Origin of the sequence: Anaerophaga thermohalophila DSM 12881 (assembly GCF_000191885.1) — a bacterium.
GTDB classification, from domain to species: domain Bacteria; phylum Bacteroidota; class Bacteroidia; order Bacteroidales; family Marinilabiliaceae; genus Anaerophaga; species Anaerophaga thermohalophila.
The window spans coordinates 147,752-161,185 of the sequence record NZ_AEWI01000001.1; the positions used below are offsets into that span (position 1 = coordinate 147,752).

General features: G+C 40.4%; 5 protein-coding genes. 1 reads left to right on the forward strand and 4 read right to left on the reverse strand.

The window, feature by feature from the left end; genetic code table 11:
* Positions 1-655 precede the first annotated feature (655 nt).
* Positions 656-1,939, reverse strand: a complete 1,284-nt coding sequence (locus ATH1_RS0100745; RefSeq protein WP_010416202.1) for a S28 family serine protease — start codon at positions 1,937-1,939, stop codon at positions 656-658.
* A gap of 390 nt (positions 1,940-2,329) precedes the next feature.
* Here ATH1_RS0100745 and ATH1_RS0100750 point away from each other — a divergent pair, with 390 nt between their 5' ends.
* Positions 2,330-3,361 (forward strand): DUF4097 family beta strand repeat-containing protein, encoded by a 1,032-nt coding sequence (locus ATH1_RS0100750; protein ID WP_010416206.1) that lies wholly within the window; start codon positions 2,330-2,332, stop codon positions 3,359-3,361.
* Between the two features lie 396 nt (positions 3,362-3,757).
* On the opposite strand, the gene ATH1_RS0100755 is transcribed toward ATH1_RS0100750, so the two are convergent.
* The 3 genes from ATH1_RS0100755 to hflK form a co-directional block, all read right to left on the reverse strand.
* Entirely contained in the window at positions 3,758-10,522 is a 6,765-nt protein-coding gene (locus tag ATH1_RS0100755) for an aminotransferase class I/II-fold pyridoxal phosphate-dependent enzyme (protein WP_010416210.1), read from the reverse strand.
* 663 nt (positions 10,523-11,185) lie between these two features.
* Positions 11,186-12,127 carry a protease modulator HflC gene (gene hflC / locus ATH1_RS0100760; protein ID WP_010416211.1) on the reverse strand — a complete coding sequence of 314 codons (942 nt, stop codon included), beginning with the start codon at positions 12,125-12,127 and terminating at the stop codon, positions 11,186-11,188.
* 280 nt (positions 12,128-12,407) lie between these two features.
* Complete coding sequence (gene hflK / locus ATH1_RS0100765) at positions 12,408-13,421, reverse strand: FtsH protease activity modulator HflK (protein WP_010416214.1); 1,014 nt, start codon at positions 13,419-13,421, stop codon at positions 12,408-12,410.
* Positions 13,422-13,434 lie beyond the last annotated feature (13 nt).

Here is a 13,434-nt window from a genome sequence, read left to right on the forward strand (position 1 = left end):
CAAAAACCTAAAGTAAAATTTGCTAACCTGCATTATTCATAAAATTATCTATTACGATGCCTAATTAGTGCGTGTCTATAAACTCGCAAAAATTTTTACAATATGTGTGTCTGTTCAGAAAGTACCAGTTGCAAGGCTTGCGAAGCCGCCAAAACCGGAGTTTACTAATCGTAAATGAGGATTTTGGCGGCGAGCGTAACACAGCAAATGGTACTTTATGGACGGACACTAATTATCGGCAAAACAAAAGCATTCTCGAAAAATTTGATTTGAAAATAATTCACTATTCACTGCATCAAATTTTTCTGCGGTTTCTTGTGTTTTTGGATACTTGAACATCTCATGACGAAAATTTATGAATAATGCAGGCTAAAAATCAGGTATGACTTGCAGAATTAATCCAAACAATAAATATATTCCTTTTACATGCCTCTCAACACCATTTGTCACAAAAAAAAAGGTCATTCATAAAAGATATCAACAAATCAGGCATTAATAGCTGACAACAGCCGGATATTTCTTTAAATTTGTGTGTGTCAGAAAGTGCTTGTGCTTTTTAACCCAAGAAGCACAGCCTGACCCAAGTAACCCATGTTCAAAAAGAAAAAGACGACCCAAAACGTTGGGCCGTCTTTTTTTATGCCGGCTTTATGTTTCAATTCCTCAACCAATCGTCCAACTGATTAATCACAACCTGCCTCAGAGAATCCGGAAGGTTGTTAATTCTGGTACGGTGCGATCCTCCGGGTTTTTCTATCTTTATTACATTGGTAAAACCTTTAGTATTCAAAGCTGTTGCACTCCACGGATCATTTTCACCAGTAATTACAATCATCTTGGGATCGGCATTTTTTAGTTTTTCCAGGATGCGTAAAGGTGTTTTCTCTTCAAACACGAGATTGGAAACACCGGGTGCCATAAACCGGTTGGAAACGGTATCCTCCTTTATTTCATTCAGCCAGGGTTTCAGGGGAGTTGCCAGGTAGGGATAATAGCCAAGTTCTCTGTATGCCTGATAAAAGAACGGGCCTATTTGATCCCATTGCTGGTCGGAAAAATAGCCAAAATCACTTCCATTGCTCAAATGACAAAAAAGTTTTTCAGCAGAGGCGCCCGGTTCGGGAATTTCTTCTACCGGAACACCCCATTGCCAAAAACTGAAAGGATACTCAAGAACCGCAAGTTCAAAGGCTTTTTCGTCACCCATACGGTAAGTAAATCCCTTTCTATTTGCCAGTTTTTTAAAATATGGCATTAATTCATCCTGACGTTTCAGCACCTCTTTCTGAAACTCACGTATTCGTCGTCGTTGCTCTTCCGTTCCAACATTTTCAAAAAACTCAATAAGCCTGCGATCTTCTTTTTCAAGATTAAAAGGAGCAACATAAGGAACAGTTATGTCTACATCGTCCGGGAAAAGTGCCCTGTGTATCATAGCTGTTTGTCCACCTTTACTAATCCCTGTACTTATCCATTTGCCGCTATAATATTCTTTAAACATTTCTACAATCCTGTGATGATCCATTGCAGCCTGCTCAATGGTCAGATACTCCCAGCCAACTGAATCGGGAACTGATTTATCGAAATAACGATGCTCAACAATAATCTGATTGCCCTCAACTATTTTTGTCAATTCGGCAGTGTAGTTGTTAGGCGCCATATACCCTTCCGTAACAAAAACCACCGGTGCCGTTTGCGACTTATGGGAGAGCCAAACCCGTTGTTTAAAAAATCCTTTCTCAGGATGGTGATGATCGACAGGTTGTTTCACCCATATCAACCAGGCATCCGAAAACATAGAGTCGGGGTTTATCTCCTTCGAAGAAAGAACCGCATCGCATGAATTAATAAAATCGCCAGGAGATGTCACTGCACCAGATGGTGTTCCCGGAAAAATCAATAAAACAAAAAGAAAAATGGTTTGTATTCTTTTTAACATCTTTATAGTTCCTTTCTATAAACTCACAAAAATATTTTCACAATATGTGTGTCTGTTCAGAAAGTGCCAGTTGCAAGGCTTGCGAAGTCCGAAAATACGGAGTTTACTCATCGTAAATGAGTAATTTTCGGACGAGCGTAACACAGCAAATGGTACTTTATGGACAGACACTTTATAGTTTTAATTTATCAATGTGCCAAATCCTAAAAGTCTCTTTTTGACGCAGACTCATCAATGCAATCATCAATAAGTATGCAAAAATACTTCATTTTTACTTACTTTGTGATGATAAAGGTTACACTTTTCACTAACAATCCACCAAACCTAACAACCCTAACAATCTAACAGTCTATAATCTAACAATCATTCCACTCATTAAATAAAGCAATTATGAAAAAACTATTTACGCTAATCTGTCTTCCGGTATTCCTGGGTTTAGGTTCTACAGAAGCATCTATCCAGGAAGTCTATAAATCCACAAAATCATTTAAAAAACCAGAATCGGTTCAAATAGAGGGAGATTTCTGCAAAGTGGTGCTGAAGCCTTCAGACGGAGACTCAATAAAGGTAGAAACCATCATCGAAGCATCACAAAAAGCAGATGGTTTTGATCTGAAAGATGAACTGGTGAATAATACGCTGCAACTTTCCGTTATCATCCCGGATGAACACATTTCCACAAAATCGGGTCGGATTGTTGTGAATATACCTGAGGGAATGCATATTACCGTCAAAACCTCTTCCGGATACATAGAATCAGGAAATCTCAAGGACTGCACGGTGAATGCACATGCCTCTTACGGTAAAATATCTGCAGAAAACATCTCGGGTGAGTATGATTTTAGAACCTCTACCGGAGCTGTCTCTGTCATGAATGTCAAAGGCAATATATCCGTTAATACAAAAAGCGGAAATATTGATATCTCCAATATTGACGGGTACGTTACTACTATTTCAGACAAAGGGGATATTTCAGTAAATAACATCAAGGGAGAACTGACAACACAAACCAACACCGCAGCACAAAAAATAGCAAACATCGACGGGAAACTTATGCTGCGAACATCTACAGGTGAGCTGACATTGAAAAACATTGAAGGGCATCTGCAAACCCTTAACGATGACGGGGATGTGTGGATAGAAAACCTGAAAGGCACGATGGATTTAAAATCGATTGCCGGAAGGCTCACTGGTACCGGAATACTTCTTACCGGAAACACATATTTCGAGACCACCAAGGGACGAATAGAGATGGAACTGAAAAACTCGCTAAATGAACTGACTTTTGACCTGGAATCGAATTACGGATTTCTTTATATTCCCGGAGAAGCTAAAAAGAAGAAGCTGAAATCGGGGAACGGACCTATTGTAATCACAGGGAGAACCAATAACGGACCTCAGAGATTTACTTTGAAAGAATGAGTGCGGTATAAAAAGCATATTTTTGTCAAAATCAAGGCGTTTTAAATTTTTGTACCGGAGTTAACTCGTTGTTAATGAGGATGCAAAAATTTGAAACAACACAGAGCTTGGCAACAAAGATGCTTTTTATATCGGGCTCAAGAATAATTCAGTCAAAATAAAAAAACGGTCGTACTTTTTCATTAAGAGAAGAACGACCGTTTTTTATATTTCACCTATAATCGATAGACCGTTAAATTTCTATATATAAGATGATTCATATAATCTCGATAAACTGCCTTTTAACAAATACAACCTTAAATCACAAGCAATTGGTTTGCAATGCATTGTAAAAGCTTAACGGACTGTTGTATAATAATATCAGCTTCTAAGAGACCCATATCTTAAAGCGGTAAATTATTCTTCTTTATCGCTTTGTTTTCCAGATTGTCCTTTTCCTGAGGCATTTCCCTTTGAAGGAGTGTTTTGTTGCTTGCCTTTGCCCGCTGAAGACTGAGATTTGGACTGTACATTGCCGGAACCTTTTGGTTCACCGGCTTTTTTACGGCGTTCCAGTTCCTGCAAAACAGCATACTTTGCAGCAGCAATAGTCTCACGGTTAACCTTCTCAGTAATTCTGCCTTTTAAAAGGTCATCGAACTCGATGTAACCATCCATTAGCAACAACTGAGTGATCATATTATTGATGATGGTCTCATCGCTGTATCCCTTTGCCACATAAAGTTTTCCTGCATCCTCAAGAAATTCCTGTGCAAAATCTGGATAATTGGGAAGACTCATCAGTTCATTACATGTTTCACCAAAGCTGTTAAGTTCGATATTCAGATTTGGTGTCACCAATAACGGACTGAATTCTTCCTTTTTGTCTTTGGGGCAGAAAAGATTCACACCACTCAGATTTACCGGGACAGTTGGATCATCAATCCGGACAAATTCCGCCTTCATCATTTTGTCGAGCTGATACAGATAAAAGTTGTATCGCCAAATTTCATTGCTGGTTTGCCCGTTGGAGAAAATGTGAGCATATTTCTCCCTGACGATACGCCTGACATGGTTTTTCTTCTGATTAATTTCACCACTTCCTGCCCGCAACTCTTTAATCAGATTGGTCAACGATTCAGCTGCTTTCTGTGGTCCGGTAATCTCTTTTCCCTTCTTGCCTATTTCTGTCGACAAAATACCACATTCAATCTTTGCACCTTCTCCCTTACCATCGGCACCACCACTTAACACGTCGATCAGGTGGTAACGACCTTCAATCTGACCTTCCTGAGAGATAAAGGGCTGACCGGCAGGTGTACTGGCCAGAGAGTCGAAAATAGCACTGAAGATATTCCTTGAAAGGACAACCTCATCATTCTGGTCGCCCAGTTCGACATGCGCAATAAACCGGTTCTTTACCAGGTCGAAATGTACGCCGGTGACCTTCCATTTCTCGTTCTCATAAGGAATTTCCTTACCCGCAAAAATCTGGTTCACCACCTTCTCAATATCGATTTTATCCATCATTTTGTAGGATGAGGCCAGGTAATACTTACCATCACGCGGATCAAGCTCCCAATCTAAAACATCATCCAGGTAGTTGCCGTGCTGCGACAAAACTTCTACAATGTTCTTATCGCCAGTATATCTCGACAAGGTACGTTGAAAATGGGGTCCGTCCTGACTGGTAGCCTTTTCTTTTCGTTCTCCATGCGAATCGATGTAAAGAAGGAAGTTTTCAGGATTACTGACCCTGACAATACCTGCCTCTTCTTTCGAGTTGTTGTGTGCTGTCAGAATTATGTCAATCTTATAGGGCATTTGAATCTCACAAAGGCCGCTGATGGTACTTCTCGAATTCAAATCATCCACATTGCTGTCGGCACTGCTTTCGAAAAGGTATTTGTAATATTTGATGTATTCAGGATCGAAGTCGGTAACTCTGGAAAAGTCTCCTTCTTCAGTTCCGAATCCATACAAGTTACCCTCTTTGTCCCGGAAAACATGGAACATGTCGCCAGCAATATTTTTGATCGACCGAACACCCGGCAGGTTCTGACGTAACCACTTGAGCGTAAGACCGGCAAGCATCTCGGACTTACCGACGCCGCTGTCTCCGTCTACTTCAACGACAAAGATTGAACCATCTTCCAGCTCAATTGCAAAAAGAGAACCGTGCTTGGGAATACCTCCCATCTCTTTCACCTTCTCATTCATCATGGTGAGCCACGGCTTTTTGACATCACCAAAATAGTCAGCCTCTTTTCTCAGAGGTGTAACAAGAGTTTTGATATTACCATTCGGTCCTTTGATGTCAAAGTATCCGACTTGCGGGAAAGAAATCACCTTTTCCGGGGCACCAAGTAACAGCAACACATCAGGCACAAAGTTCTGAGCTTCCTGCAATGAAATGTCTTTGTATTGCGTCAATCGGAAAAAGTCGGTCAGATATTTGATATATCCTTTCTGGAAAATAATCAACTGTGTCACCACCCCGTTTTTCATGACTTTACAACGGTAGTCATCGGGGTCCATATTCGCGGTAAAGCGTGCCAGACGACGTTCGAAAAATTTTGAATCGGGTTTGGTCGAAAGTGCTTTAATGTAGTCGTTCTTCGATTTGCTCCGGTTCATGTCGAGCAAGTACATAGGCTCTTCATCGCCACGATCGACCTTATGGAAAGGATATTCACGCTTTTTCGCATCGGTGGATATCCGGGTATGCCGCTGAACGGACTGTTCTACCGAGATCACGCCGCACTTCGTCATCATATCATTGATCCAAAGCAAACGTCCATTATCAAAGTCTTTAAATGTCTTATCCTTAACATCAAAATTGCGGTAGAGGGTAATCCCGTGCTGGATCATCTCGTTCACATCACTGTTCTGGCGCCTGAAATATGTATCAAGCACTTTAATCAGTGTATGTGTGTATTTGTGATAATAATCGGTTCCTTTCGACAGGTTTTGCAAAAGCACCAGGAATCCTACCACTTTCTGCGTCACCTCTCCAAGGCGGGTTTCATCGACTTTGATATCCTTCTTACGGATGATATAATTCATTATATCGTCAACCTCCTGCGGCAGTATATCCGTCAGGATGTTTTCGGTAAAAATCTTCAGATCGGCATCATCGGTTTTATCAATGCGTTCCTGAAGATATCGTAGTTTCGACGTAACCTGATTAAAGAAACTGTTGTCATTTTTGAGAAGATACAGATAAAGTACCTGATCACTCACAGATAGTCCGTTTCCGAACACACGCCGCTTCACTACATCTGCAATAAATCCAAGACTTCGATCGGATATACCGATTGAAGAAAATGCTTCATCCTGACGAAGGGTTTCGATGAAATGACTGACATACCGCTCAAGATCAATATCTTTTACTTTCAAACCGGTCACTTCCTCGAATAACTCGCAGGCCGTACTGATAATTTCACGCCTGCTTGGCTCAATGGTAGGCTGCTCAAACGGCAGGTTAAAATGCAGCAATATCTCCTGAATGTGCTTTTTCAATACCATATTCACCCCTTCAAGTCTGGCAACATCCATGTAATAGTCGCCGCTGGCCTGAAGAGTCAGTATCTTCATCTTCGTATCGGAAAACAGCAGACGTTCCATCTCGATAAGAATTTCGCGCATTATGTTTTTTTCCTCCGGATCATCCAGCACATAATGATTGGGATGAAATGTCTTTTTATTGTTGATATACTTTAATATGGTGGCCTTACTATATCTGGAAGCCACAATATTGAAGTTGAGATTGCGCAATTGCGGAATCTTCTTATATATCTGTGGCAGCAGGTTTTCATAAATTTTGGTAAAAGCCCTGCTTCGTATAAACTCTTCCACATCGCGACAATCACCAACATCGCCCTGAAACTCGATAACCGAATTGCGGGAATCACCAATAGTGGTAATGGATACGCCACTCACCTGGGGAGAAGCATGGTAAAGCGATCTGTTTTCATTGATGCGGAGTGACTGGTTGACTTTTTTCTTCAAGTCACGAACCAGCCTGTAATCCTCAAATACCGTATCGAGAAAAACGCTATTTCCGCCCTCATTCAGTATCTTATCCATTAGCTCATTAACGTCTGCTCCAGGCATTTCTTTCCTGGCCGACCGGAGTTTTTTCCAATAGGAAAGAAAGATGGTAAAAGCAGTACGCAATTCCATTTGGAATATTTCGTAGCTTTTGGGTGTTCCTTCGATATAACCTCCAAGAGAAAACCTTACGACACCCGTCTTATAGGGCAGTACGGATATACCTCTTTCACCCGCCACTTTTTTCGTAAAATCCTCAAGGTCATTAAAACTTCCGAAGTTTCGGAACAGCAAATTAAAAAGATAAGAACCATCAGACCTGATGACAGAAACATCCTCCACATCAAGTTCACTGATGACTTCTTCAGCAATTTTTGTGGCAGTTTTAAGACGCAGGTTCGATTCTGTACGGAAATTTTTATTAATCCTGAATCTGTTCAACCCCTTAACAAGTTCGCCCCGGTAATAAATGTAAAACGGAACATCCTTATATTTAAAATCGTCGGGGAGACCAAGGATATCAAGTTTAGCCAGAGAGACCAGTTCGTCGAGCAGGAAGAGATGCATCGGGCTCCCTTCAAAACCTGACAAAACAGGATCGCCTGTGGCTGTTTTAGTCTTTCCGTCCTGCGAGACCAGATCAATAATGTAATCTTCAATATGCTTAACAATCCGGCTTCGGGATGCATCTTTAGGCAATTTGGATTCCAGCTTATCTTTCAGGGCCTTGGACCTTAATCCGGTTTCCAATACGGCATTCAGAAAATACAGCGAACAGCTGTTTCCACGAACGGCCTGGTTGCGTTGCCGGGCAAAATCAATTACCTCTTTCATTGCAGGAGTAGCCACCAGGGCACCCAGACGTTCACCCGAACCAGCCAGGTTTTTCGTCGTCGACAATGAGGAGACGGCCCTTATTTTTGAATATGCATTTTCATTATTGAAAATATAACGTGAAATGGAACGCCACTTGGGCATCATCTCATCGGTTACCTTTACACTGTCGGTGTAAGCTTCGTCAAGAAGCAGAGTAATCTTACTGTTGTTTACAAATTTTAAAAACTCAATGAGATTTTCTCTGTTAAAGTCGCTATAACCGGTGGGATTTGAAGGATCGTTAATAATGATGGTAACATTTTCGCAGAAACGGTCCCACAAACTGCCGCTGGCATCAAAGAGCTGAAGGGTATTTTTAATTCGCGATAACTTGGTCAGAATTCGCTCATAATCAATCCTTTGGTCATCCAGATTTTCAATCTCAATGTCGAAAGGATTGATGTAAAACTTATCATCAGCAAAAAGATCGGTATATTCCCAGGCGAGCACCTTATTATAGATGATATAAGGCTTGGGGTTTCTGTCTTTATAAAACAACAAATCGCGAATGATCATCTGAACATCATCGGAAATAGACGTTTTGTCCAGATTATTCAAATCGCTGATAAAGTCCTTAATAATTTGTTGTTCCTTTTCTCCGAGTTTCTCGAAGTCCTTGTAAACACCCAGATCGATCAGTACATTTCTGAACCGGCCTTTATTGTCAGAATCGTTATCAACCTTTGCTATATATTTCTGATACTTTTCAAGGAAAAGATTGACGCCGAAATTTTTATGGAAATGATTATGTAAAGTTCTCTTGTAATTATCAGGAATAAAATTAATAATGGTTTTGCAACGATTAAGTACCTCATTATCCAGTGGCTTAATTTTACGTTGCAAAAGATACTCACCATACGTGCGTATCTGGTTCCTTCCCCCACCTTCGAGAATTGTAGCAATCTGAACGGCAGGTGTGTCGGAATAAAAATACCTTCGTATCCTCTCTTCGAAAGTATTAATCAGCGCTTCGTTTTGCTTCTGCCGTTTTTCAGGAGTTGCTGTATTCTGAATAAACTGAATAAAGTCACGCAAACGTGCCAGAGAGTACCGGTCTTTCAGAATTTGACGCGAGAAAGCGTCGAATTTAAAGAGATTAATATTTTTCAAAAGATCGTTGGTTTGTCCCAACTGTTCTTTTTTAATTTCTTCAAGTTCCTGATTATAATCGGCAATTTTCTGGTCAAGAAGTTCCTTAAATTCCTGTAAATTTTTACTATTAACATTTTCCAGGATAAGCCGGAGGTTGAGTTGGGTATTGGCAGGCGCTCCAAGCTTCTTGGTGTGTACTTTGTTGAGAGTATTGATAATTCCGTTATGGAAACTGAAGACCAGAGATGTATTGGAAGCATGCGATTCGGGAGAATCGTCAACCACCACAATTCTTGATATGAGAGGGAACCACTTATGACCGGCAAACATGTTTTTGCGCATGTGTTTCACCTTCACAACAAAAACGCTGGAAGTATCTTCCTGCATCAATTCATAAAGTTCCTCGCCTTTAATATCTTCGACCACCCGAACACAATCGGTTCCGAAGACCTCACCCTTAAGTAATTCCACAGCCGTATCGCTGTCACCGGAAACAACTGTGCGGATCAGGCCGTTAAGTCCTTTAAAGTTCACCGCCCATTCAGTGCGGTGAAGAAAATTATTTTTTTCGGCCTTTGTTGTATAATGGGTACTCTGATTAACCATTTGTTCAAGAGTATCCATTAAATAGTTCCAGTGCGCTTCATCAATATCACCAATAACGCCTATAACATCACGAAATCTTCGCAGGTCAACAGGGGAATCACCGATGACAATCTTAGCAAGAAAATCTATAGTCTGCTCTGTTACCGGTGGTGTCCCAACAGAAAAGTCATGAACATTTCGGATGTTTTCAATCCATTCTTTTTGTTGGTTATCAACAATATCATTATCGGCGAAATAGCCTAAACGTCGGTTGAATTCCTGTTTAAGAGAGTTGTAAATGAAGGCTTTGGAATCCTGATGGGGATAAAGCATCAGGGAAATATCAGCATAAGCGGGTATCTCTTCCCGGAATTTGAGCAGGAATTTTTGTATTTCGGCCTGTTGGCGTGACGGATCATTGGGCTCTTCGTAACAAAGGCGAACGAATGCCTTTAAGTTGTCAAAGACAAAATTGGGCAAAAAAACTTCAGCCCTTTCTCCCAACGAAGCATACAGGTCGATGTAATCACGCGCCTCTTGTCTCAAAAACGCTTTGGGGACTCCTTCGATTTGCATAGTCTGTCTCAGTTAAAAATATCCAGTTTTATAGTTATCCGGTTCATTTTCGTTACTGCCAATTTTCAGGAAAATGGCTCACCGAAAAATTCTATTTCCTGTATCAGGAAAATAAAATCCGCACCATCCGGTCACTTAAAATTTTCACAATATTTGGTGCTTTTCATTTCAAAATGTTACAAAGATAGACAAATACCAGATGAAATTAAAACCAAGTTCGTCTGTTTTTAAACTATCCTGATCTATTCATCACCCGGTATTTTTTAATGCCGATTATCTTATTTAGTACATGTCTATAACGGAAAAGTTGTAACATATTATGTATCTGTTCAGAAAGTGCCGGTTGCAAGGATTGCAAAGCCGCCAAAAACAGAGTTTACTTTTCATCAGTATAAAATTAGTCTAAGTTATTGGTTTAATGGAACTTATCATACTTCAATTGATATTAGATTCTTCGCTCCGCTCAGAATGACAGACTGTTATGTCATTCTGAGGAGGTAACGACGAAGAATCTGTTCCCTGTTTTTTGTTTTTTAGATGATTAGTGGTTAAATGGTGTTATACATATTCTTATTATGGCAAAATTTGCCATGCTCGTTTCGTAAATGAGTAATTTTCGAACAAGCGTAACACGGCAAATGGCACTTTATGGACAGACACCATTTAATCTGCATTTTTTAAATAGTTATACAATTCACTGTCTGTCGAGAGAATAACATGTGTATTATTATCAAAAGTTTTTTCAAAGGTTTCCATTGACTTCATAAATTTGTACAAACTACGGGATGCAGACGTTTTGTTATAGGCATTGGCATAAATAGCGGCAGCCTCTCCATCGGCCCGTCCCATTATTTCTTCGGCTTCTCTGAAGGCCTGTGATTGTATTGTTTTCAGTTCCCGTTCTTTTTCTCCATTGATTCTGGAAGCTTCTCCCTGGCCTTCGGAACGAAACTTATCTGCGATTCTGTAACGTTCGCTTTTCATCCGTTCATACACCTGGGTTCTTACATCTTCCACGTAATTAATACGTTTAAACCTAAAGTCCAATACTTTTAGTCCAAGGTCAAGCGTTTGCTCATTGGCAGCCTGCAAAATCATTGCCTGTATTTTTTCCCTGCCGACCTCTATATTCTCAAGACTATCGCCAATTAACTCCCCGATAATACCGCTCGACATAGGTGTTCTGTTACTTGTCCTAACCGCTTCAATTAAATTATTATTGGCGATAAAATCGCGGGTTTCGCCATCCAGTATATCGTCCAAACGCGATTGAGCCCCCAGTTCATTTCTTAATCGTTTAAAAAACTGAAGCGGATCAACTATCTGCCAGCGGGCGTATGTATCCACAAAAATGTACTTTTTGTCCTTCGTGGGAATTTGATTGGGATCACCGTCCCATTCCAGAAAGCGCTTCTCAAAAAAATTGGCAGTCTGAATAAACGGTACCTTAAAGTTCAAACCAGGTGTTGTTACAGGTTCACCAACAGGTTTTCCAAATTGTGTAACAACCACCTGCTCTGTTTCGTTGACGACATATACACTACTGAGGAGAATGATAAATGCCAGAAAAGCTATAATGACTATTGCTATTGTTTTTCGTTTCATTAGTATAAAATTTAATTTTTAATGCCTTATGGAACTCGTCCCGGTTACCTGGGAGTCGTTTCATCCGTATAAAATTTAGTTATTTCATCCGTATAAAAAATTTATTTATTAAGGGCGGATGGAACTCGCATGATAGAGTTTTATGCATGTTCTTTTGTGACAATCTTTGTCATGCTCGTTTCATCGCTTGAATGTCAGCCCGACGGCCGATTTGCATAATCGATTTTATAAGTTTTCCCGTCTTGCATCGATGGTCAAATCCTCACCCGCAAACAGGTAATTATTTATCACCTTCTGCAACTGCTGAGGTATTCAATGTTTTCACATTATCCATTTGCATCTGCAACAGAGGCAAAACATTATTGCCGTCCTTATCGGTAATAATTTTATTGCCCAGGCGAGGTAAAACTTCCTGCATGGTTTCCAGATAAATACGCCGACGGGTAACGTCAGGAGCTTTGATGTATTCGGAATACAACTCATTAAACCTGGCCACTTGTCCCTGTGCATTGTTAACACGTTCGACGGCATATCCTTCGGCTTTCTGAATAGTCTCCTCGGCCTGTCCCTTAGCCTTCGGAATCACTTTATTATATTCCGATTTGGCCTGATTAATTAATGTTTCCTTTTCCTGTTGTGCTTCATTAACCGCATTAAATGCCGCCTTAACCGGATCGGGAGGATTAACATCCTGGAGCACAACCTGATCTATTTTAACTCCAAGTTCATAACTATTGGATAACTCCTGAATCAGTTGCTGTACGCTGGAAGCGATTTCAGTCCGTCCAACCGTTAAAACTTCATTCACGGTGCGGTCTCCGACGATCTGCCGGACAGAACTTTCAGAAATATCACGTAATGTAGATTGGGGGTTTCGAACCTTAAAGAGATATTTATAAGGATCGTTGACGCGGTATTGTACTACCCATTCCACATCAGCAAGATTAAGATCGCCGGTAAGCATCAATGACTCATCCCGGGTTCCGCTTTTTGTATATTGCGAACGCACATTGGCCTCAGTTGTTCTGAAACCAAATTCCAGTTTCTGCTGTCTTTCCACCGGAACTTTGTATACCTGCTCAATAAAAGGTATTTTAAAATTAAGTCCGGGCATCACAGTTTTTGTATATTTTCCAAACCGAACTATTACGCCGGCTTCTTCGGGTCCAACCTGAAAAAATCCGCTCCAGGCAATAATCAAAAGAACAATAACCGTTATGATAGAACGGATGTTCTTCAAGATTTTTTTTAAACCAGGTGACATTTCCTGATTCGAAAATTGAATTTCACTCATAAATAAAAAAGTT